Origin of the sequence: Pseudomonas sp. 2822-17, assembly GCF_002742485.1 — a bacterium.
GTDB classification, from domain to species: domain Bacteria; phylum Pseudomonadota; class Gammaproteobacteria; order Pseudomonadales; family Pseudomonadaceae; genus Aquipseudomonas; species Aquipseudomonas cyclaminis.
On sequence record NZ_LJRZ01000500.1, the window covers coordinates 1 to 22655 of the forward strand.

General features: G+C 59.9%; 24 protein-coding genes. 9 read left to right on the plus strand and 15 right to left on the minus strand.

Annotated features, from left to right (window positions below):
• Nucleotides 1-206: 206 nt before the first annotated feature.
• Nucleotides 207-1406: a tyrosine--tRNA ligase gene (tyrS, locus tag AOA60_RS18405; RefSeq protein ID WP_099585641.1), complete on the minus strand. Its 1200-nt coding sequence runs from the start codon at nucleotides 1404-1406 to the stop codon at nucleotides 207-209.
• Between the two features lie 209 nt (nucleotides 1407-1615).
• On the opposite strand from tyrS, the gene AOA60_RS18410 reads away from it, so the two are divergent.
• Together AOA60_RS18410 and AOA60_RS18415 are read left to right on the plus strand one after the other, a co-directional pair.
• Nucleotides 1616-3034 (plus strand): peptidoglycan DD-metalloendopeptidase family protein, encoded by a 1419-nt coding sequence (locus AOA60_RS18410; RefSeq protein ID WP_099585642.1) that lies wholly within the window; start codon nucleotides 1616-1618, stop codon nucleotides 3032-3034.
• Nucleotides 3035-3037: 3 nt separating this feature from the next.
• A complete protein-coding gene (locus AOA60_RS18415) occupies nucleotides 3038-4129 on the plus strand; it encodes an anhydro-N-acetylmuramic acid kinase (protein WP_099585643.1) in 1092 nt (363 codons plus the stop codon).
• Between the two features lie 67 nt (nucleotides 4130-4196).
• Here AOA60_RS18415 and erpA read toward each other — a convergent pair whose 3' ends face one another.
• Complete coding sequence (erpA, locus tag AOA60_RS18420) at nucleotides 4197-4547, minus strand: iron-sulfur cluster insertion protein ErpA (protein ID WP_003176443.1); 351 nt, start codon at nucleotides 4545-4547, stop codon at nucleotides 4197-4199.
• 165 nt (nucleotides 4548-4712) lie between these two features.
• A complete protein-coding gene (gene argC, locus AOA60_RS18425) occupies nucleotides 4713-5747 on the minus strand; it encodes an N-acetyl-gamma-glutamyl-phosphate reductase (RefSeq protein ID WP_003210935.1) in 1035 nt (344 codons plus the stop codon).
• A gap of 134 nt (nucleotides 5748-5881) precedes the next feature.
• On the opposite strand from argC, the gene hemJ reads away from it, so the two are divergent.
• The 6 genes from hemJ to coq7 all read left to right on the plus strand — a co-directional run bounded on the left by hemJ (nucleotide 5882) and on the right by coq7 (nucleotide 10330).
• A complete protein-coding gene (gene hemJ, locus AOA60_RS18430) occupies nucleotides 5882-6310 on the plus strand; it encodes a protoporphyrinogen oxidase HemJ (RefSeq protein ID WP_099585644.1) in 429 nt (142 codons plus the stop codon).
• A gap of 24 nt (nucleotides 6311-6334) precedes the next feature.
• Entirely contained in the window at nucleotides 6335-7297 is a 963-nt protein-coding gene (locus AOA60_RS18435) for a nitronate monooxygenase family protein (RefSeq protein ID WP_099585645.1), read from the plus strand.
• A 69-nt stretch (nucleotides 7298-7366) separates the two neighbouring features.
• The gene (locus tag AOA60_RS18440; protein ID WP_099585646.1) at nucleotides 7367-8332 is read left to right on the plus strand and encodes a DUF805 domain-containing protein; all 966 of its coding nucleotides are present in this window, start codon (nucleotides 7367-7369) and stop codon (nucleotides 8330-8332) included.
• 60 nt (nucleotides 8333-8392) lie between these two features.
• Nucleotides 8393-9181 carry an SDR family oxidoreductase gene (locus AOA60_RS18445; protein ID WP_099585647.1) on the plus strand — a complete coding sequence of 263 codons (789 nt, stop codon included), beginning with the start codon at nucleotides 8393-8395 and terminating at the stop codon, nucleotides 9179-9181.
• 46 nt (nucleotides 9182-9227) lie between these two features.
• Nucleotides 9228-9566, plus strand: a complete 339-nt coding sequence (locus tag AOA60_RS18450; RefSeq protein WP_099585648.1) for a histidine triad nucleotide-binding protein — start codon at nucleotides 9228-9230, stop codon at nucleotides 9564-9566.
• A gap of 116 nt (nucleotides 9567-9682) precedes the next feature.
• Nucleotides 9683-10330 (plus strand): 2-polyprenyl-3-methyl-6-methoxy-1,4-benzoquinone monooxygenase, encoded by a 648-nt coding sequence (gene coq7 / locus AOA60_RS18455; protein WP_017138087.1) that lies wholly within the window; start codon nucleotides 9683-9685, stop codon nucleotides 10328-10330.
• Between the two features lie 62 nt (nucleotides 10331-10392).
• Here coq7 and AOA60_RS18460 read toward each other — a convergent pair whose 3' ends face one another.
• Nucleotides 10393-10815, minus strand: a complete 423-nt coding sequence (locus AOA60_RS18460) for an OsmC family protein (protein ID WP_020295492.1) — start codon at nucleotides 10813-10815, stop codon at nucleotides 10393-10395.
• Between the two features lie 245 nt (nucleotides 10816-11060).
• On the opposite strand from AOA60_RS18460, the gene crp reads away from it, so the two are divergent.
• Entirely contained in the window at nucleotides 11061-11705 is a 645-nt protein-coding gene (gene crp / locus AOA60_RS18465; protein WP_099585649.1) for a cAMP-activated global transcriptional regulator CRP, read from the plus strand.
• Here the strand turns inward: crp and AOA60_RS18470 are convergent.
• The 11 genes from AOA60_RS18470 to AOA60_RS18520 all read right to left on the minus strand — a co-directional run bounded on the left by AOA60_RS18470 (nucleotide 11702) and on the right by AOA60_RS18520 (nucleotide 22648).
• Nucleotides 11702-12397, minus strand: a complete 696-nt coding sequence (locus AOA60_RS18470; protein ID WP_099585650.1) for a lipoate--protein ligase family protein — start codon at nucleotides 12395-12397, stop codon at nucleotides 11702-11704. The genes crp and AOA60_RS18470 overlap by 4 nt on opposite strands.
• A gap of 143 nt (nucleotides 12398-12540) precedes the next feature.
• Nucleotides 12541-13377 (minus strand): indole-3-glycerol phosphate synthase TrpC, encoded by an 837-nt coding sequence (gene trpC / locus AOA60_RS18475; protein ID WP_099585651.1) that lies wholly within the window; start codon nucleotides 13375-13377, stop codon nucleotides 12541-12543.
• Nucleotides 13374-14423, minus strand: a complete 1050-nt coding sequence (gene trpD, locus AOA60_RS18480) for an anthranilate phosphoribosyltransferase (RefSeq protein ID WP_099585652.1) — start codon at nucleotides 14421-14423, stop codon at nucleotides 13374-13376. The genes trpC and trpD overlap by 4 nt, the downstream gene beginning before the upstream one ends.
• A gap of 9 nt (nucleotides 14424-14432) precedes the next feature.
• Entirely contained in the window at nucleotides 14433-15026 is a 594-nt protein-coding gene (locus AOA60_RS18485; protein WP_099585653.1) for an aminodeoxychorismate/anthranilate synthase component II, read from the minus strand.
• A 10-nt stretch (nucleotides 15027-15036) separates the two neighbouring features.
• A complete protein-coding gene (gene trpE / locus AOA60_RS18490) occupies nucleotides 15037-16518 on the minus strand; it encodes an anthranilate synthase component I (protein WP_099585654.1) in 1482 nt (493 codons plus the stop codon).
• Nucleotides 16519-16588: 70 nt separating this feature from the next.
• A complete protein-coding gene (locus tag AOA60_RS18495) occupies nucleotides 16589-17407 on the minus strand; it encodes a phosphoglycolate phosphatase (RefSeq protein ID WP_099585655.1) in 819 nt (272 codons plus the stop codon).
• Nucleotides 17404-18078 carry a ribulose-phosphate 3-epimerase gene (gene rpe / locus AOA60_RS18500; RefSeq protein WP_032883842.1) on the minus strand — a complete coding sequence of 225 codons (675 nt, stop codon included), beginning with the start codon at nucleotides 18076-18078 and terminating at the stop codon, nucleotides 17404-17406. The genes AOA60_RS18495 and rpe overlap by 4 nt, the downstream gene beginning before the upstream one ends.
• Nucleotides 18079-18162: 84 nt before the next feature.
• Nucleotides 18163-19311 carry an iron-containing alcohol dehydrogenase gene (locus tag AOA60_RS18505; protein WP_099585656.1) on the minus strand — a complete coding sequence of 383 codons (1149 nt, stop codon included), beginning with the start codon at nucleotides 19309-19311 and terminating at the stop codon, nucleotides 18163-18165.
• A gap of 153 nt (nucleotides 19312-19464) precedes the next feature.
• Nucleotides 19465-20289, minus strand: coding sequence for an ABC transporter permease (locus tag AOA60_RS18510; protein WP_017739612.1), 825 nt, complete (start codon nucleotides 20287-20289; stop codon nucleotides 19465-19467).
• 12 nt (nucleotides 20290-20301) lie between these two features.
• On the minus strand, nucleotides 20302-21528 hold the full coding sequence (locus AOA60_RS18515) for an ABC transporter permease (protein ID WP_099585657.1): 1227 nt from the start codon (nucleotides 21526-21528) through the stop codon (nucleotides 20302-20304).
• Between the two features lie 79 nt (nucleotides 21529-21607).
• Nucleotides 21608-22648: an ABC transporter substrate-binding protein gene (locus tag AOA60_RS18520; RefSeq protein ID WP_099585658.1), complete on the minus strand. Its 1041-nt coding sequence runs from the start codon at nucleotides 22646-22648 to the stop codon at nucleotides 21608-21610.
• Nucleotides 22649-22655: the final 7 nt, after the last annotated feature.

Sequence of the window (22655 nt, forward strand, 5' to 3'; positions counted from 1 at the left end):
TCATCAGCGGGAGGCGAATTCTACAGCGTTACACGCTGCTGTCAACACCTCTTTTTCAACTTCCTTTTGGCTTCGATGAACTGAAGCAACTTGCTGCCGAAAACTGCGTAACTCATTGTTTACCAAGGAGTTTTCCGTTTCGACTGCGCCGGAAGTGGGGCGAATTATAGACAGATATAATTCGCCGTCAACCCTTAACTTCAACCTTATTCGGATTTGAGCGTAATACGCGCAAACGCCTTCTTCCCCGCCTGGCAAACATGGGTCGCGCCCAGCTCGTATATAAAGGTGCGATCTACCACTTCACCATCTATACGCACACCACCAGAATTCAGAAGGTCGCGCGCTACGGCCGAGTTCTTGACCAGGCCTGCCTTATTAAGGACAGCAGCAATAGGCATAGCCTCGCCAGCAGTCAGCTCGACCTCAGGCAAATCATCCGGCAGTTCGCCATCCTTCATACGATTACCCGCTGCGCGGTGAGCACTGGCCGCAGCCTCCTCACCATGGAAACGCGCAACAATCTCTTCAGCCAGCTTGATCTTCACGTCACGCGGGTTGGCGCCAGCCTCGACATCTGTACGCAACGCATTGATCTCATCCATGGAGCGGAAGCTCAGTAGCTCGAAGTAACGCCACATCAGCGCATCAGGAATGGAGACCAGCTTGCCGTACATCACACCCGGCGCCTCCTGGATACCCACATAGTTACCCAGGGACTTGGACATCTTCTTGACGCCGTCCAACCCTTCCAGCAGCGGCATGGTCAGAATGCACTGCGCCTCCTGCCCATACGCACGCTGAAGCTCACGCCCCATCAGCAGATTGAACTTCTGATCGGTCCCACCCAGCTCCACGTCGGCACGCAATGCCACCGAGTCATAGCCCTGGACCAGCGGATACAGGAACTCATGAATAGCGATCGGCTGATTGGTGGAGTAGCGCTTATCGAAGTCGTCGCGCTCAAGCATCCGCGCAACAGTGTACTGGGAGGTCAGGCGAATGAAGTCCGCAGGCCCCATCTGGTCCATCCAGGTGGAGTTGAACGCTACTTCGGTCTTGGCCGGATCAAGGATCTTGAACACCTGAGTCTTGTAGGTCTCGGCATTGTCGAGAACCTGCTCGCGGGTCAGCGGCGGGCGCGTCGCACTCTTGCCACTCGGATCGCCGATCATCCCGGTGAAGTCACCTATAAGGAAGATGACCTGATGCCCCAGCTCCTGGAACTGACGCAGCTTATTAATAAGCACGGTGTGACCAAGGTGCAGATCCGGCGCCGTCGGATCGAAGCCAGCCTTAATACGCAGGGGCTGGCCACGCTTGAGCTTTTCGATCAGCTCGGACTCGACCAACAGTTCTTCCGCACCACGTTTTATCAGCGCTAGCTGCTCTTCAACCGACTTCATAACAGACCCGCAAGGCTCAGATTCAAAAGGGAACCAACCATACAAGATCAGGGACTAATTACAAGTTTTGCCCTGCGCACGGACACCGTTCAGCAAGCCCAGCGTTCGCGAGCTTGCGCCACAGATGATTTGGTTATATTTTATACAGTTATTTCATCTTCATCATGTCATTCATCTTTTCCATTTCATCTTCAAAGTCAAAATTACCTATGACCACTGAACCGTCTAAAGCGCCGCCGCTTTACCCGAAGACCCACCTGCTCGCTGCAAGTGGTATCGCCGCCCTTCTTAGCCTGGCACTCCTGGTATTTCCTTCCAGTGACGTAGAAGCCAAACGAACATCCCTGAGCCTTGACTTGGAGAGTCCAGTTGAACAACTGACACAAGATCAAGACGCTTCCGACGCTCAACAAGCCACAAATGCCAAGTCTGAATCGCCGTTCGCGCAGATAGAAAACACACCCGAAGAAACCCAACAGGCCGCTAAGGAAACGCAAAAGCCCCTCGCAGACGCTGCCAAGAATCCTCAGCACCGCGAAGTGATCGTCGCAAAAGGCGATACGCTTTCGACCCTTTTCGAGAAAGTTGGCCTTCCCGCTGCCGCCGTAAACGACGTGCTGGCGAGCGACAAACAAGCCAAGCAGTTCACCCAACTGAAACACGGCCAGAAGCTTGAGTTCGAACTGACGCCCGACGGCCAGTTGAACAACCTGCACAGTAATGTCAGCGACCTCGAAAGCATTTCCCTGACCAAAGGCGCCAAAGGCTTCGCCTTCAATCGCATCACCACCAAACCGGTGATGCGCTCCGCCTACGTTCACGGCGTGATCAACAGTTCACTGTCGCAATCCGCTGCCCGCGCCGGGTTGTCCCATAGCATGACCATGGACATGGCCAGCGTATTTGGCTACGACATCGACTTCGCTCAAGACATCCGCCAGGGTGACGAATTCGACGTAATCTACGAGCAAAAAGTCGCCAACGGCAAAGTGGTCGGCACAGGCAACATCCTCTCCGCACGCTTCACCAACCGCGGCAAGACCTACACCGCCGTGCGTTACACCAATAAACAAGGCAACAGCAGCTACTACACCGCCGATGGCAATAGCATGCGCAAGGCCTTCATCCGCACCCCGGTGGACTTCGCTCGCATTAGCTCGCGTTTCTCGATGGGTCGCAAGCATCCAATTCTGAACAAAATCCGCGCCCACAAAGGCGTCGACTATGCCGCCCCACGCGGTACGCCGATCAAGGCTGCGGGTGATGGCAAGGTCCTGCTGGCCGGCCGTCGCGGTGGTTACGGCAACACCGTGATCATCCAGCACGGCAACACTTACCGTACCTTGTATGGCCACATGCAAGGCTTCGCCAAGGGCGTGAAGACGGGCGGCAACGTGAAGCAGGGCCAAGTGATCGGTTATATCGGCACCACTGGCCTCTCTACCGGACCGCACTTGCACTACGAGTTCCAGGTCAACGGCGTACACGTCGATCCATTGGGTCAGAAACTACCGATGGCCGACCCAATTGCCAAAGCAGAGCGTGCGCGCTTCATGCAACAAAGCCAGCCGCTGATGGCACGCATGGACCAAGAGCGGTCCACCCTGCTGGCTTCGGCGAAGCGTTAAGCCATGCCGCTCTATATAGGCGTGATGTCCGGGACCAGCCTGGATGGCCTGGACATCGCTCTGGTTGAACAGGGCGCGGCAGTCAATCTGATCGCCACGCACTACACACCGATGCCTGACGCCCTGCGCGCAGAGCTGCTGAGCCTGTGCGCCAGCGGCCCGGATGAGATTGCCCGCTCAGCGATCGCCCAGCAGCACTGGGTTACCCTCGCAGCCCAAGGCATTCGTACGCTGCTCGAACAGCAAAACCTCAAGCCTCGGGACATCCGCGCGATCGGCAGCCATGGCCAGACCATCCGCCACGAACCCGCCCGGGGCTTTACCGTGCAGATCGGCAACCCAGCCCTGCTCACCGAGCTGACGGGCATCACCGTGGTAAGCGACTTCCGCAGCCGCGATGTCGCCGCCGGTGGCCAGGGCGCGCCGCTCGTACCCGCGTTTCATGAAGCATTGTTTGGCGAAAGCACCGGCAATCGTGCGGTACTGAACGTAGGCGGTTTCAGCAACCTCAGCCTGATTGAGACCGGCAAGCCCGTAGCCGGCTTCGACTGCGGCCCGGGCAATGTCTTGCTTGATGCCTGGATTCATCTACAACGCGGCGAACACTTTGATCGCGACGGCCAGTGGGCAGCCAGCGGCAAAGTAGAACCTCAGTTGCTCAACGCACTGCTCAGCGATCCCTTCTTCCTGACCAAAGGCCCAAAAAGCACCGGCCGCGAAGTGTTCAACCTGGGATGGCTGCAACAGCACCTGAGCCGCCTACCAGCCTTCGCCCCACAAGATGTACAGGCGAGCCTGCTGGAATTGACCGCTCTGACCATCGTCGAGTCCCTGCAATCGGCACAACCGCAGACAGAAACGCTCTTGATCTGTGGTGGCGGCGCACATAACACCGCCATGATGAAGCGACTGGCTGCCCTGCTGCCATCTACTCAGGTCAGCAGCACCGCCACTTACGGCGTAGACCCTGACTGGGTCGAAGCCATGGCCTTCGCCTGGCTGGCCCATTGCTGCCTGGAAAGCATTGCCGCCAACCGACCCAGCGTCACTGGCGCACGCGGATTGCGGGTGTTGGGCGCGATCTATCCCGCCTGAATCCCAGACAGCAAAACGCCGCTTGGCCCATGAAAGCCAAGCGGCGTTTTTTTGCATCCACTCTCGATCAGATCGAGAACGAAGACCCACAACCGCAGGTAGTGGTGGCATTAGGGTTCTTGATCACGAAACGCGAACCCTCCAGACCTTCCTGATAATCCACCTCGGCGCCTGCCAAGTACTGGAAACTCATCGGGTCGACAACCAGGCTCACGCCCTCGCGCTCAACGATGGTGTCATCGTCAGCCACATCTTCATCGAAGGTAAAGCCGTACTGAAACCCTGAACAACCGCCGCCCGTAACGAATACGCGCAGCTTCAAGCGATCATTACCCTCTTCATCGACCAGGCTCTTCACCTTGTGCGCAGCACCGTGGGTGAATTGCAAAGCCGTGGGGGTGAAGGATTCAACGCTCATGCTGATAATCTCCCGGCGTAGCGCCGCCATATGCGTAATGGCGGGTATTATCCGCTTCTCCTAGAAAATCGGTCAACTATTGTTACGGTATATCAATGTGCTTCGCCGCCATTAGAAACACAAAAGGCCCGTTCGACGGGCCTTTTGCCTAGCCGCTAAACCGCCTTAAGGCAGCATGCCTGCGTGGGACAAACCCAACTTCTCGTCCAGTCCGAACAGGATGTTCATGTTCTGCACCGCCTGGCCCGACGCGCCTTTGACCAAGTTATCGATCACCGACAGCACCACGACGAGATCACCATCCTGCGGACGATGCACCGCAATCCGGCACACATTGGCGCCGCGCACGCTGCGGGTTTCCGGGTGGCTGCCCGCTGGCATTACGTCGACGAACGGCTCATTGGCGTATCGCTTTTCGAACAACGCCTGCAGGTCTACCGAACGGTCAACCACGGTTGCGTAAAGCGTGGAGTGAATACCACGGATCATCGGCGTCAGGTGCGGCACGAAGGTCAGGCCCACGTCCTTACCGGCAGCACGACGCAGGCCCTGGCGGATTTCCGGCAAATGACGATGCCCTTTTACCGCGTAGGCCTTCATGCTTTCCGACGTCTCGGAGTACAAAGAACCTACCGCCGCACCACGGCCTGCACCGCTGACGCCGGACTTGCAGTCTGCGATCAGGCGCGAAGCATCCGCCAGCCCAGCTTCCAGCAAAGGCAGGAAGCCCAGTTGCGTCGCGGTTGGGTAGCAACCCGGCACCGCAATCAGGCGCGCCTGCTTGATCTGCTCACGATTGACTTCCGGCAGGCCGTACACCGCCTCTTCCAACAACTGAGGCGCGCCGTGTGGCTGACCATACCATTTGGCCCATTCATCGGCATCCTGCAGACGGAAGTCCGCCGACAGGTCGATCACCTTGGTGCCAGCCGCCAGCAACTCACCTGCCAGCGCATGGGCAACACCATGAGGCGTGGCAAAGAACACCACGTCGCAGGCGCCAAGGGTCTTGATGTCCGGAACGCTGAACGCCAGGCCGTCGTAGTGGCCTCGCAGGTTCGGGTACATATCGGCCACGGCCAGGCCGGCCTCGGATCGGGAGGTAATGACCACCACCTCAGCTTGCGGATGCTGAGCCAACAGACGCAGCAATTCGACACCGGTGTAACCCGTGCCGCCGACGATACCGACCTTGACCATAAACCTGCCCTCAACGAACCACTGGAAAGCCGTCGATAATAGGGGCCGTATCGTCCTGCGACAACCGTCAACGTGACGTATGGACGTATGAGCCACTACTATCTCGGCTACCGTGAACCTGGGAATAACTAGAAATGCTCTATCTATGGATCAAAGCCCTCCACATCGTCAGCATCGTCTGCTGGTTTGCAGCGCTGTTCTACCTGCCGCGCCTGTTTGTCTACCACGCCCAAAGCGAAGACACGGTGAGCAAGGAACGTTTCAGCATCATGGAGCGCAAGCTGTACCGCGGCATCATGGGGCCGGCGATGATCGCCAGCCTGGTATTCGGTGGCTGGCTGATCTACCTCAACCCAAGCATCTTTCAGTCCGGCGGCTGGATCCACGCCAAGCTGACCCTGGTCGTGCTGTTGATCGGCTATCACCACATGTGCGGCGCGCAGGTAAAACGCTTCGCCCGTGGCGAAAACACCCGCAGCCATGTCTTTTATCGCTGGTTCAATGAAGTACCGGTTCTGATATTGCTGGCTATCGTAATTTTGGTCGTGGTCAAACCGTTCTAACTTCAATTACTCGGGGTACCTCCAATGTCGCTGCCCGCTCTGCTTGAACAACGTCTGCGCCTGCCCGTGGTGGTGGCGCCGATGTTCCTGATTTCCAACCCGCAACTGGTCCTGGCCTGCTGTCGCAATGGTGTGGTCGGGAGCTTTCCCGCGCTTAACCAGCGCGAGAGCAGTGGCTTCAAGGCCTGGCTGGAGGAAATTGAAGCGGGCCTGGCGCAACTGGATGACCCCGCTCCGTATGCCGTCAACCTGATCGTGCACAACAGCAACCCGCGCCTGGAGGCGGACCTGGCAATCTGCGTCGAGCACAAGGTGCCGATTGTGATCACCAGTTTGGGCGCGGTAAAAGAGCTGGTAGATGCCGTGCACAGCTATGGCGGCCTGGTGTTTCACGATGTCACTACCCGTCGCCATGCCGAAAAAGCCGCTGAGGCGGGTGTAGATGGCCTGATTGCCGTGGCTGCGGGTGCCGGCGGCCATGCCGGTACCTGGAGCCCGTTCTCACTGATTGCCGAGATTCGCCAGTTCTTCGACAAAACCCTGCTGCTGGCTGGGTGCCTCAATCACGGGCACCAGATCCTCGCCGCACAATTGCTGGGTGCGGACCTGGCGTATTTCGGCACGCGTTTTATCGGTACCACCGAAAGCCACGCCCCAGATGCCTATAAAGAGATGCTGCTCACATCGCGCGCCGCCGACATCGTGCACACTCCCGCAGTCTCCGGCGTTCCCGCTAGCTTTATGCGCCAAAGCCTGGAAAATGCCGGGTTCGACCTCGCTGCCCTGCAAGGCAAAGGCGAAGTCAACTTCGGTTCCAAGCTCAAGCCGCTGGGCGACGAAGCCAAGGCGTGGAAGACCGTATGGTCCGCCGGCCAAGGCGTCGGTGAGATTGATGATTTGCCCAGCGTCGATGAACTCGTTGCCCGCCTGGATGCCGAATACCGCAAGGCGCGCGAGCAGGCCGCACAATTGCGCTGGCCACGCTGACCCAACCGACAGGCCTGCCGATTGAGCGGGCCTGCATCTCCTACCTGAATAAGTGACAAGGAAGCCTGCATGAGCGACAACCGCTTCAAGATTGTGTTTGATGGAGCCTTGCTCCCGGGCGTCGAAAGCACCACGGCCAAGCTGAACCTGGCTGAGCTGTTCAAGAGCACCGTCGAGGACATCGAGAAACTCTTCACCGGTCGCCCGGTCGCACTCAAACGTGACCTGTCACGCCCCGATGCCGAAACCTACCTCACCGCGCTGAAAAATGCCGGCGTGGATGCACGCATCGAAGCTGAACAGCCCGTGGCCTTCAGCCTCGCCGAAACCCACGAGACAAGCTCTGGTGCGACAGACTTCGCTAGCCCAGCCGCTTCACCGTACGCGCCTCCGCGTTCTGCCGTGGGTGACAGCCTCCCGGAATACGCCACGCTGAAGATTTTCACGATCAATGGCCGTATTGGCCGCCTGCGGTATCTGGCCTGGACGCTGGTACTGACCGTCGCAATGCTCGTCGCAGCAGGCATCCTCAGTACTGTGGGCTTCGCCATCGCGACCGCGTCGCCGACGATAGCCATCATTGTTGGCTCGCTGCTCGGTTTCGCACTGTTCGTTGCGGTTATGGTCGTGAGTGTGCAAATCGGCGTGCAGCGCCTGCACGACCTCGGCTGGTCTGGCTGGCTGTACCTGCTTAACCTCGTGCCGCTGGTCAACAGCATTTTCCCGCTGTTGCTGCTGGTCGTGCCAGGTAACTCGGGGGCCAACCAGTACGGCGCGCCGCCACCGCGCAACTCCACTGCGGTGAAGGTCCTGGCGTCCCTGTGGCTGGCATTCATTCCGCTGATGCTCATCATCGTGGTGTCGCTGGGCATGAACGGCTACCTGGACCAACTCGAAACGAACGTGGACAGCAGCTACGAAAGCAGCTCCATCACGTCCGATGAAGACGCGGATCAAAGTGTCATCGTTGATGAAGAAGACGCCCAAAGTGCTGACGAAGCGGCCGAACCTGTAGACTCTGCTGAAGAACAGTAAAGAAACGCCCCCATCCGTGATGCCTCCATCATCGATGGGGGCGTTGCGATGGAGAAAGGCATGACCCGTTACGCTCTGATCACCGGTGCCTCCAGCGGCATTGGCCTGGCCTTGGCCGAAGCACTGGCCCGTCGCGGCCGCAGCTTGATTCTGGTGGCCCGCCAGCGTGATCAGTTGGAAAGCATTGCACTCGAATTGACTCAACGCTTCGGCGTCGAGGTGCTGTTTCGTGCCTGTGACCTGGGCGAGCCGCTGCGCTTGTCCGGGTTCCTGCTGGAGCTTGAAGAAGGCGAGCGGCAGATCGATTTGCTGGTCAACTGTGCCGGCATCGGCACCAGCGGGCCATTCCTGGCCCAGGACTGGATGACCGAGCAAGACCTGATTGAAGTCAACATCCTCGCCCTCACCCGCATGTGTCACGCCCTGGGCAATACCATGGCGTTGCAAGGCGGCGGGCAGATTCTCAACGTCGCATCGATTGCCGCCTTCCAACCCGGCCCGTGGATGAGCAGCTACTACGCCAGTAAAGCCTATGTGCTGCACTTCTCCGAGGGGTTACGTGAAGAACTGAAGAACTGTGGCATCAAGGTCTCGGTCCTTTGCCCCGGCCCTACGCGCACCGCATTTTTCGGCACGGCGCAAATGGACATCGCCAAACTCGATCGCAGCGAACAACTGATGAGCCCGGAAGAGCTCGCTCTCTACACCGTGCGCGCATTGGAAAAGAACAAAGCCATCATCATCCCTGGCCGCCGCAATCGCTGGCTGGCGTTCAGCCCACGTTTCAGCCCGCGCTGGCTGACTCGCAAGATCGCCGGTGCAATCAACAAAGCCTATTGCCCACGCTGACCGGCTGAGTACACTCCCCCTGCACTTTCATAATGGAGAAACAGCTGTGGATACTCTGTTCACCAAGATCATCAACAGAGAAATACCCGCGAAGATCATCTACGAAGATGATCAGGTCCTCGCCTTCCACGATATTGCCCCGCAGGCACCTGTGCATTTTCTGGTGATCCCGAAGAAGCCGATCCGTACGCTCAATGACCTCACGCAAGACGACAAGGCACTGGCCGGGCACATCCTGTTCACCGCCCAGCGCCTGGCCCTTGAACTTGGCTGCGAGGATGGTTTCCGCGTCGTCATGAACTGCAATGAAAAGGGCGGCCAGACCGTCTATCACATCCATATGCATGTGCTGGGTCAGCGCCAGATGAACTGGCCGCCGGGCTGACAGGCCTCTGAAACGGATCGCAGCACGGTGCTGCGACCCCATGCCCTTGACTCAGCGCAAACGCTTCGCCCTCTCTTGCGGTAAACTGGCCGCCGAGATTCTTCCCGGAGGTCAGCATGACTACCCAACGTCACTACTCGCCGATTGATCGCCTGTTGCTGCAAGCCGATATGGCGATGCGCACGCTGCTGCCTTTCAGCGGCCAACCGTACCGTCCGTCGCCCGCCATTGTGCAGCCCGACGCGCAGATGAGTGAGACAGACACGCGTCATGTCGCCGGCTTGATGCGCATCAACCATACCGGCGAAGTCTGTGCCCAGGCGTTGTACCAAGGCCAGGCCCTGACCGCCAAGCTGCCGCAGGTACGCGCAGCCATGGAGCATGCGGCCGAGGAAGAAATCGACCACCTGGCCTGGTGCGAGCAACGCATTCGCCAACTGGGCAGCCACCCCAGCGTGCTCAACCCACTGTTTTACGGTTTGTCGTTCGGCATCGGCGCTGCTGCCGGGTTGATCAGCGACAAGGTCAGCCTGGGCTTTGTCGCCGCGACCGAACATCAAGTGTGCAAGCACCTGGATGAACACCTGGAACAACTGCCGGCCGAAGACGAAAAGTCCCGGGCCATTCTTGAGCAGATGCGTATCGATGAAGAACACCACGCTGAAAGCGCCCTGGATGCCGGCGGTTTCCGCTTCCCGGCGCCGGTGCGGTTCGGCATGAGCGTGCTGGCCAAGGTCATGACAAAAAGCACCTACCGTATCTGACCCAACCTGCAGCCGAAAAAAAAGGGCGCTTTCAAAGCGCCCTTTTCTTTTGCCATTGGCGATCAACCCAACTCGACAATCTCGTAGTCGTGGGTAATGGCCACACCAGCCGCGCCGAGCATGATCGACGCCGAGCAGTACTTCTCTGCCGACAGTTCGATAGCACGTTTGACCTGGGCCTCCTTCAGCCCCCGGCCCTTCACCACGAAGTGCATATGGATCTTGGTGAACACCTTGGGATCTTCAGTGGCGCGCTCGGCTTCCAGGAACGCTTCGCAGCTTTCCACGGCCTGGCGGGATTTTTTCAGGATGCTGACCACGTCGAAATTGCTGCAACCGCCCACGCCCAGCAGGAGCATTTCCATCGGACGTACGCCCAGGTTGCGGCCACCGGCTTCCGGCGGGCCATCCATGACCACTACATGGCCACTGCCCGACTCACCGAGGAACATGGCTTCGCCCGCCCATTGGATGCGTGCCTTCATCGCCCAGACTCCACTGCTAAAAAAGGGTCGCCAGCTTAGCACAGGGCCCGAGCGCGGCAGCGTTTCCCGTCAATGTGATCAATAACGGGGCTTACTCGGTAAATTGGCTAATCGAGTCAGAATGTGTCTGTTAAGCTGGCGCCAAATGAGTGGCGTATTGCCACCCTTTATACAGCGTGTATCAATGCCGATACCGCTGAGTACAACAACTCCAACCACCTCGCGCTGCCTTTCGGGATACAACCATGGTTGCTCTGACGCCCATACCCAAGATCAAGAATCTCGACAAGCTGCTGATGCACTGCCAGCGCCGGCGCTACCCGGCCAAGCACAACATCATCTGCGCCGGCGAGCGCTCCGAAACGCTGTTCTTCATTATCAAAGGCTCCGTCACCATCCTGATCGAGGATGAAGACGGCCGCGAGATGATCATCGCCTACCTGAACACCGGGGATTTCTTCGGGGAGCTGGGGCTGTTTGAACAAGCGGGCAAGGAACAGGAGCGCAGCGCCTGGGTGCGGGCCAAGGTCGAGTGCGAAGTGGCCGAGATCAGTTACACCAAATTTCGCGAGCTGGCCCAACACGATCCCGACATTCTGTACGCCCTCAGCGGCCAGATCGCCCAACGCCTGCGCGACACGACGCGCAAAGTCGGCGACTTGGCATTCTTCGACGTCACCGGTCGCGTGGCCCGTTGCCTGCTGGAGCTGTGCAAACAGCCCGATGCAATGACACACCCGGACGGCATGCAGATCAAAGTTACACGCCAGGAAATCGGGCGCATTGTCGGCTGTTCACGGGAGATGGTCGGCCGCGTGCTCAAGGATCTGGAAGAGCGCAACCTGGTGCACGTCAAAGGCAAGACAATGGTGGTGTTCGGTACCCGCTAAACCGGCAGGAAGCTGGCCAGCATCTGACGGTACAAGGTATCCAACCGGCTGATGGCATCCGGCGCGGGGAACGCTTCGTGCAAGGCGATATGGCTGTCGGCACGAACCCGCTGGTCGAGGCCGCACGCTTGGTTGAAGCGGTTGACCGCCGCGATCAACGCTTCGCGATGGTTATCCAGCAGCAAAGCGCCGTGTACCAACCCCACCGGGCGGCCACCGCTTTGCCGCCAGCGCTGGGCAGTGCCGACCATTTTGCGGCCATCGAGATTGACGTTGTAGCGACCGTCGCAGAATGCCCCGTCGATCTCACCCACGGAAGCATTGCCGCCCAGCTCGGTCAGCACATCACAGATCGGCTGGCACAGACGCTGATAACCGGTTTCGATGCGGCCTTGATCACCTTCGCTGCGGGGCGGCGCGTACACCAGCGCAATATTGACCGTAGCACTCGACTGCGGCACCGGCTCTCCGCCGGTTTCGCGCAGTAGCACGGGCCAACCAGCATCCGCGGACACGCGACTGGCGACATCGAAAGCGGGCAGTCGACTCAAGCGACGTGGCATCACCAATGCCTGATCGCTGGGTTGCCAGAACAGCAGCCCATATTCCAGCTCACCGGCGCAAACCGCACCCAACAAGTCTTGCTCAGCAGCAAGCCCTGCTTCGACGGTCATCATCACGGGCTGAGTCATCAAACACCTACCTCTCTGCATAAACACAAAACCCAATGTGGGAGGGGGCTTGCCCCGATAGCGGAGTGTCAGCCGACTGGTTCATCAACTGACAGAATGCCATCGGGGGCAAGCCCCCTCCCACATTGTGATCGCATTTCACATCAATCGAGCGTGGAACCGCTGACCGCCACGCCACGTTCCGGGAAGAACAGGCGTTGCAGCTCTGCGCCCGGGTTCTCGGCACGCATGAAGGTTTCGCCCACCAGGAACGAGTACACGCCGCTGATTTCCATCAGCTCCACATCGGCGCGGTTGACGATGCCACTCTCGGTAATCACCAGGCGGTCACGCGGGATACGCGGCAGCAGGTCGAGGGTGTTTTCCAGGCTGACTTCGAAGGTATGCAGGTTACGGTTGTTGACCCCGACCAGCGGCGTGTCGAGGGTTTTCAACGCCCGCTCCAGCTCGTCGCCGTCGTGCACTTCCACCAGCACATCCAGGCCGACGCTTTTGGCTACAGCCGCGAGTTCGGCCATCTTCACGTCATCCAGTGCGGAAACGATCAGCAGCACGCAGTCGGCGCCCAAGGCACGGGCTTCGACGATCTGGTACGGGTCGACCATGAAGTCCTTGCGGATCACCGGCAACTTGCACGCCGCCCGGGCCTGTTGCAGGAACAAATCGGAACCCTGGAAATAATCAATGTCGGTCAGTACGGACAGGCATGTCGCCCCGCCCTTTTCATAGCTGACCGCGATTTCCGCTGGCACGAAGTGCTCGCGAATCACGCCTTTGCTCGGCGAAGCCTTCTTGATCTCGGCGATCACCGCCGGGTGCTTGAGCTTGGCCTGGGCGATCAGCGCATCGGCAAATCCACGTGGTGCGTCAGCGGCTTTCGCTTGGGCTTCCAGCTCAGCCAGGCTCACGCGGGCACGGCGCTCGGCGACTTCTTCGGCCTTGCGGGCGAGGATTTTTTCCAGAACAGTCGGAACACTCATCCTTCATTCTCCATCTTGAATACGGCGGTGAATGCTCCCAGTTCTTCAAGCTTCTCGCGAGCCAGACCGGTGTGCAGCGCATCGTGGGCCAATTCGACACCTTCCTTAAGACTATAGGCGTGGTCGGCTGCGTAAAGTGCCGCGCCAGCATTCAGAACAATCATTTCCGCAGCTTTTTGACCGTTCTCAGTCTTGCGCCGCCCCAGGGCATCACGGATCAGCTCCAGCGACGCCGCCGGGCTTTCCACCGCCAGGCCGTGCAGGCTCTGGCTCTTCATGCCCAGGTCTTCAGGCTCGACCCAGTATTCGGTGATCTGGTCATTCTTCAGTTCCGCCACAAAGGTCGGCGCGGCGAGGCTGAATTCATCCAGGCCATCTTTGGAATGCACCACCAGCACATGTTTGCTGCCCATGCGTTGCAGTACTTCAGCCAATGGTTTGCACAGCGCCTGGCTGAACACGCCCACCACCTGGTGCTTCACACCGGCCGGATTCGTAAGCGGGCCGAGCATGTTGAACAGGGTGCGCAGGCCCAGGTCTTTACGCGGGCCGGCGGCGTGTTTCATCGCGCCGTGGTGGGACTGGGCAAACATAAAGCCGATGCCGACGTTGTCGATGCAACGCGCCACTTGCACCGGCGTCAGGTTCAGGTAGATCCCGGCCGCTTCCAGCAGGTCGGCACTGCCGCTCTTGCCGGACACCGCGCGGTTACCGTGTTTGGCCACGGTGCAACCGGCCGCCGCCACCACAAAGGAGGACGCGGTCGACACGTTGAAAATATTTGCACCATCGCCGCCGGTGCCGACCACGTCGACCACGCCATCGAGGGTCTTGAGCTCAACCTTGTCCGCCAGCTCGCGCATCACCGAGACGGCGCCGACGATCTCGTCGATGCTTTCGCTCTTCATGCGCATCGCCATCATGAACGCGCCGATCTGCGCGTCGGTGCATTGGCCGGTCATGATCTCGCGCATCACATCGCTCATTTCAGCGGTGCTCAGGTCCAGATGGCCGACGATACGGCTCAGGGCAGTCTTGATATCCATGGAAAGTCCTTAGCGCGTGCCGCCGCTCTGCTTGAGAAAGTTGGCGAACAGCTCGTGGCCCTGCTCGGTCAGGATCGATTCAGGGTGAAATTGCACCCCTTCGATGTTCAGTGTCTTGTGACGCAGGCCCATGATCTCATCGACCGAGCCGTCTTCCAGTTGGGTCCAGGCGGTCAGTTCCAGGCATTCGGGCAGGGTTTCACGCTTGACCACCAGCGAGTGGTAGCGGGTCACCGTCAAGGGATTGTTCAGGGCCTGGAATACGCCCAGCTCTTTGTGGAACACCGGGCTGGTCTTGCCGTGCATCACCTGGCGCGCACGCACCACATCACCGCCAAAAGCCTGGCCGATGGATTGATGGCCCAGGCATACGCCCAGGATCGGCAGTTTGCCGGCGAAATATTGGATGGCTTCAAGGGAGATGCCCGCCTCCGTCGGCGTGCACGGGCCTGGCGAAACCACGATGCGCTCGGGGTTCAGCGCCGCGATCTCGGCCACGGTCAGTTCGTCGTTGCGCACCACCTTGACCTCGGCACCCAACTCGCCCAGGTACTGCACAACGTTGTAAGTAAAGGAATCGTAGTTATCAATCATCAGCAACATGGGGCAAACCTCAGGAATTGGGGGTCTGTTCAGCCAGCGCAACAGCGCGGAACATCGCACGGCGCTTGTTCAGGGTTTCTTCCCATTCGAGGGCCGGCACCGAGTCGGCGACAATTCCGCCACCGGCCTGCACGTGCAACTCCCCGTCCTTGATCACTGCCGTGCGGATCGCAATGGCAGTGTCCATGTTGCCGTTCCAGGCGAAATACCCCACGGCGCCGCCGTAGACACCCCGCTTGACCGGTTCCAGTTCGTCGATGATTTCCATCGCGCGAATCTTCGGCGCGCCCGACAAGGTGCCCGCCGGCAGAATCGCTCGCAACGCATCCATTGCAGTCAAGCCAGCCTTCAGCTCGCCCGTGACGTTGGACACGATGTGCATAACGTTGGAGTAACGCTCGATGACCATCTTCTCGGTGAGCTTCACCGAGCCGATTTCCGAGACGCGCCCGGTGTCGTTGCGGCCCAGGTCGATCAGCATCAAATGCTCGGCGATTTCCTTGTCGTCGCTGAGCAGGTCTTCTTCCAGCGCCAGATCGGCTTCTTCGGTCGCGCCACGTGGGCGCGTACCGGCGATCGGGCGCACGGTGATCAGGTTGTCTTCGACGCGCACCAGCACTTCGGGCGAACTGCCTACAACGTGGAAGTCGCCAAAGTTGAAGAAGTACATGTATGGCGTCGGGTTGAAGCAGCGCAGCGCACGGTACAGGTCGATGGGTGCAGCCTTGAAGTCGATGGACATGCGCTGCGACGGCACCACCTGCATGCAGTCACCGGCGAGGATGTATTCCTTGATGGTGTCGACGGCGCGCTCGTAGTCATCCTGGGTAAAACTTGAGCGGAACAACGGATCGCTCGCCGGCGGGCGGCTGAGGTCCAGGCCGCGACGCGGGGTGATCGGCTGGCGCAGTTTTTCCAGCAGGGCTTGCAGGCTGGCCTGGCCTTGTTCGAACGCCTCTTCGCGGGACGGATCGGCCAGGACGATGGCGTGCATCTTGCCGGCGAGGTTGTCGAACACCACCACCGCGTCAGACACCATCAGCAGAATATCCGGCACGCCCAGCGGATCCGGGTTCGGGCATTTGCCCAGGCGTTTTTCCACATAGCGCACGCAGTCGTAGCCGAAATCCCCGACCAACCCGCCATTGAAGCGCGGCAGGCCAGCAATGGTCGGCACGTTGTAGCGCGCCTTGAAGGTTTCGACAAAGGCCAGCGGGTCTTCCACGTCATGGCTTTCGATCTCGACGCCATCATGGGTGATGCTCACATGATGATCGTGTACCCGCATCACGGTGCGGCACGGCAGGCCGATGATCGAATAACGGCCCCATTTCTCACCGCCCTGTACCGATTCCAACAGATAGGAATTGGGCTCGTCGGCCAGTTTCAGGTAGATCGACAGCGGCGTGTCGAAGTCGGCCAGGGTTTCGCAGGCCAGGGGAATACGGTTATAGCCGGCAGCGGCCAAACGCAGGAATTCTTCGCGATTCATGAGGTGCCTCGTGGTGTGAGGGTCTAACAGTCAGGTATGCAAACGTGCCGCAGGGCGCGGCCAGGATCAGTCAGGCGCGCCAACGCCAGCGGGCCAGGGCCTTGATGACTTTCATCCAGAGTTTGCGAGTGACCACCACGATGGGATTTCCAGAAGGGGACGGATCGATATCGGGCAACGTTATCTCAGCGCCCGCTCCCAAGCAACCGGGGATTAGCAGTCGCAGGTCATCAATCACCAGCGCCGGCGACTCTTCGGCAATCGGCCGGCCATGGTTATAGCCGTAGCTCAGGGCGACACACTGCACGCCCGCAGCTTTTGCCGCCTGCACATCCGTGCGCGAATCGCCGACAAACAACGACTGGGACGCCGGGATATTGGCCATTTTCATCACGAAAAACAGCGCCGCCGGGTCAGGTTTCTTCTGCGGCAAGGTATCGCCACCGATGATCCAGCGGAAATACCGGCCGATTTTCATCTGGTCCAACAGCGGCGCGACGAAACGCTCCGGCTTGTTGGTGATCAGGGCCATTTCCACGCCCTGCTTGTGCAGCCATTTGAGGGTGTCGCGCACGCCGGGATAAACCACGGTCAGTTCATGGCCGTCTTCATAGGCAGCATTGAACAGTTCCAGGGCATGCTCGGCCTCCACCTCATCGACGCCTTCGGGGTCGATGTTGTTGGCCAGGGCCCGGCGTACCAGCATATGCACGCCGTTACCTACCCAGTTACGCACGGATCCCAGACCCGCAGGCGGGCGCCCGAGTTTGAGCAGCATCTGGTCCACCGCCGCCGCCAAGTCAGGCACCGAATCGATCAACGTACCGTCCAGATCGAACATCACCAACCGTGGCAGTTTGCCGGGGAACAGCTGCTCAAAGCCGCTCATGGACGTGCCAGCGCCAGTTCTGCACGCATCTTGTCGATCACTTCCTGGTAGTTCGGCGCGTTGAAGATCGCCGAACCGGCCACGAACGTGTCGGCACCGGCCGCTGCGATTTCACGGATATTGTTGACGTTGACCCCACCGTCGATTTCCAGGCGGATATCACGGCCCGAGGCATCGATCAGCGCGCGGGCTTCGCGCAGTTTGTCGAGGGTGCCGGGAATGAACTTCTGCCCGCCAAAGCCTGGGTTGACGCTCATCAGCAGCACCATGTCGACCTTGTCCATCACGTACTTGAGTACATCCAGCGGGGTCGCCGGGTTGAACACCAGGCCCGCCTTGCAGCCACCTTCGCGGATCAATTGCAGGGTGCGGTCGACGTGCAGCGAGGCTTCCGGATGAAAGGTGATGTAGGTCGCGCCGGCCTCAATGAAGTCGCCGATGATGCGATCCACCGGGCTGACCATCAGGTGCGCATCGATCGGCGCGGTGACGCCGTATTTGCGCAACGCCGCGCAGACCATCGGGCCGATGGTCAGGTTGGGCACGTAATGGTTGTCCATGACATCGAAGTGCACGAAGTCGGCACCGGCGGCCAACACGTTGTCCACTTCCTCACCCAGTCGGGCGAAATCGGCGGAGAGAATCGATGGGGCAATAACGAAGGGCTGCATGACGCACCTTTTCTGAGCTAAATCACGATGGCGCGCATTGTATACCTCATGCTTTGCTGCGCGCACCGTGACCTAGCTCAATGGCTAGTACGCGGCCCGGTAGATTTTCTCGATATCCGCCACGCTGAGCTTGCGCGGGTTGTTGCGCATCAGCCGTTCGATCCCGACGGCTTCCGCCGCCATGGTCGCAATTGCGCTTTCGGGAATCCCGAAACTGTGAAGCCCGGCCGGGATCTCGACCGCAGCACACAGTCGCGTCATCGCCTCGACCGCCTGGTCGGCCGCGTCATTGGCACTCAACCCCGTGATGTTCACGCCCATGGCCTGGGCAATGTCCTGCATACGCTCGACACACGCGAGCTTGTTCCAGTGCATCACATAGGGCAGCAACAGCGCGTTACTTACGCCATGGGCAATGTTGAAGCGCCCACCCAGCGGATACGCCAACGCATGTACCGCGCCCACCCCGGCGTTGCCGAAAGCCATGCCGGCCATCAGGCTGGCAGTGGCCATGTCGTCGCGGGCCTGCAAGTTGGCCGGGTTGGCGTAGGCCTTGGGCAGCGCCTTGGCGATCAGCTTGATGGCGCCGATGGCCAAGGCGTCGGTGATCGGCGAAGCATTCAGCGACAGATAGGACTCGACTGCATGCACCAGCGCATCCACACCACTGGCAGCGGTGACGCTACGCGGGCAGGTCAGGGTCATTTGCGGGCTGATCAGCGCCACGTCCGGCAACAAGTAGTCGCTGACGATGCCCTTCTTGAGCTGCGCGGCCTTGTCGGAGAGGATCGCTACATTGGTCACCTCCGAGCCGGTGCCGGCCGTAGTCGGGATGGCGATCAGCGGCGGGCCCTTGCGCGGTACCTGGTCGACACCAAACAAGTCAGCCAGGGCGCCGTGGTAACCGGCGTAGGCGGCCACGCTTTTGGCGATGTCGATGGCGCTGCCGCCACCCAACCCGATCAAGCCATCGTGGCCGCCTTCGCGGTAGGCCTGCATGCAGTCTTCGACAATGGAGATTTCCGGGTCGGGCAGCACGCGGTCGAAAATCTCATAGGGGCGGTCGCCCAAATGTTCGAGCGCCAACGCCACGGTGCCGGATTTGACCAGCACGGCGTCGGTCACGATCAGCGGGTTATCCACGTCCAGGCGCGTGAGTTCAAAGGCCAGTTGTTCGATGGCGCCAGCGCCGGTCAGGAGTTTGTGGGCGATCTTGAATGAGGAAATACTCATATGCGCGGCCTCTTATTCGGAAATGGGCTGGCACAAGAGTAGCTGACCGAAACAGGTTGTCTTCCATTCAGCAGCTGAATGGTCTTTGTGGTTCAACACACAACCCTTGTGGGAGGGGCAAACCCGCTCCCACATTGTGATCTGCGCTGCGCTTTAGACCTGGGCAGTACGCAGTTTCTCGCTACGGCCGCGCAGCCATTCCAGAGTCAGCAACAGCAACACCGAGAACGCAATCAACAAGGTCGCCGCTGCGGCAATGGTGGGGCTGAGGTTTTCGCGGATACCGCTGAACATCTGCCGTGGCAGGGTCGCTTGCTCCGGGCCGGCAAGGAACAGCGTCACCACCACCTCGTCGAACGAGGTCGCGAACGCAAACAGCGCCCCGGATATCACCCCCGGTGCAATCAACGGCAAGGTCACCCGACGAAATGCGGTGAGTGGCGAAGCCCCCAGACTGGCCGCCGCACGCACCAGATTGTGGTTGAACCCCTGCAATGTCGCCGACACCGTGATGATCACAAACGGCACGCCCAACACCGCGTGCACCACGATCAGCGAGAAGAAACTGTTACCCAAACCCAGCGGCGCAAAGAACAGGTAGCTGGCCACGCCGATGATCACCACCGGCACCACCATCGGCGAAATCACCAGGGCCATCACCAGTGCCTTACCGGGGAAATTGCCACGGGTCAGGCCAATTGCCGCCAGGGTACCGAACACCATCGCCAATACCGTGGCTGCCGGGGCGACGATGATGCTGTTCTTCAGCGCACGCATCCACTCGGCCGAGGCGAAGAAATCCTGGTACCAGTGCAGCGAGAAGCCCTGCAACGGGTACACCAGGAAACTGCCGCTGTTGAACGACAGCGGGATGATGACCAGCACCGGCAGGATCAGGAACAGCAGGATCAAGCCGCAGAGGATCCGCAAGCTGTAGAACCAAACCCGCTCAACGGGCGACATGTAAGGGCTCAGCATCGCAAGGTCTCCTCAGCTCAGGCGCAGGCGGCTGGCGCCGACCAGACGGTTGTAGATCAGGTACAGCACCACGGTCGCCAGCAGCAGCAAGCCGCCCAACGCCGTCGCCATGCCCCAGTTGATGCTGGTGTTGGTGTAGAAGGCCACGAAGTAGCTGACCATCTGGTCGTTCGGGCTGCCCAGCAAGGCCGGGGTGATGTAGTAACCAATCGCCAGGATGAACACCAACAGGCAACCGGCGCCCACACCGGCGTAGGTCTGCGGGAAGTACACCCGCCAGAAACTGGCAAACGGGTGGCAGCCCAGGGAAATAGCGGCACGCATGTAGGTCGGCGAGATGCCTTTCATCACGCTGTAGATCGGCAGGATCATGAACGGCAACAGAATGTGCACCATGGAGATGTAGACCCCGGTGCGGTTGAACACCAACTCCAGGGGCTTATCGATCAATCCCATGCCCATCAGCGCGCTGTTGATCAGGCCGCCGGACTGCAACAGCACGATCCACGCCGCCACTCGCACCAGGATCGAGGTCCAGAACGGCAGCAACACCAGGATCATCAGCAGGTTGCTTTTACGCGCCGGCAGGTTGGCCAGCAGATACGCCAGAGGATAGGCCAGCAACAGGCAGATCACGGTGATCACCAGGCCCATCCAGAAGGTGCGGGCGAAGATGTCCAGGTAGATCGCTTGGTCCGGTGTGGCCGGAGCCACTTCGCCGAGGTCGTCGATACGGTGATCCACGGCCGCCAGCAGATAGAACGGCGTCAGGCTGCTGGTATTGCGCCGGATCGCCTGCCAGTACGCCGGGTCGCCCCAGCGTTCGTCGAGGGTTTCCAGCGCTTCTTTATAAGAGGCCGGCGCTTCGGTAAACGGCAGCGCCCGCGCGGTTTTGGTCAGCAGGCTGCGATAGCCGGCCAGTTCCATGTTCAAGCGTTTGGACAGATCGCCCAGGGTCTGGTTTTTACGCGCCTCGCCCAAGTCCTCACTGAGGGCCTGGTACACCGGCTCGCCGGGCAGGCCACGGCCGTCCCAGGCAGTCACCGCCACCACGGTACGCGGCAAACCGCCCACCACTTCCGGGTTGCCGACGCTTTTAAACAACAGCGCGACGATCGGCACCAGGAACACCAGCAGCAAAAACAGCACCAGCGGCGCAATCAAGGCCTGGGCCTTCCAGCGATTGAGCCGCTCGGCACGCGCCAGGCGCTGCTTGAGGGTGGGGATGGCGATGGCCATGGCAGACTCCGGATCTTGAAGATAAATGCAGATCTCCTGTGGGAGGGGGCTTACCCCCCCCCACAGAGGTTAGGCGGTGTTATTTAGCAGCCCAGGAATTGAAGCGCTGCTCCAGTTGCTCACCGTTATCCGCCCAGAAGCTCACGTCGATCTGCACCTGGTTGGCGATGTTCTCTGGCGTGGTCGGCATGTCCTTGAGGATGTCTTTGGCCAGCAACGGTACGGCTTGGGTGTTGGCCGGGCCGTAGGCGATGTTTTCCGAGTAGGTCTTCTGCTGCTGCGGCGCTACCGAGAAGGCGATGAATTTCTTCGCCGCTTCGGCACGATCCTTGGCCAGGCCTTTTGGAATGGCCCACGCGTCGAAGTCGTAGATACCGCCGTTCCACACCACTTTCAGGTTGCTTTCTTTCTGCACGGCAGCGATGCGGCCGTTGTAGGCCGAGCTCATCACTACGTCACCCGAGGCGAGGTACTGCGGCGGTTGTGCGCCGGCTTCCCACCACTGGATCGACGGCTTGAGTTCGTCGAGTTTCTTGAAGGCACGGTCCTGGCCATCTTTGCCGGCCAGCACTTTGTACACATCCTTCGGCGCTACGCCGTCGGCCATCAACGCGAATTCCAGGGTGTACTTGGCGCCTTTACGCAGGCCGCGCTTGCCCGGGAATTTCTTGGTGTCCCAGAAATCCGCCCAGCTGGTTGGCGCAGAAGCCAGTTTGTCGGCGTTGTACGCCAGCACCGTCGACCACACGAAGAAACCCACGCCGCACGGCTGGATCGCGCCCTTCACGTAGTTGGCGCTGTCGCCGAACAGTTTCGGGTCGAGCGGCTCGAACATGTCTTCGTCGCAACCGCGGGACAGTTCCGGCGATTCCACTTCGACCAGGTCCCAGGACACGCTCTTGGTGTCGACCATGGCTTTGACCTTGGCCATTTCACCGTTGTACTCACCGGCGACGATCTTGCCGTTGCCCGCGCTTTCCCACGGTGCGTAGAAGGCCTTGACCTGAGCCGCCTTATTCGCGCCGCCGAAGGACACGACCGTCAGGTCGGGGCCCGCCATGGCCTGTGTCGCGCCCATCAAGCTCAATGCCAGAACGGAATACTTCAAGGAACTCAACATTGTTGTT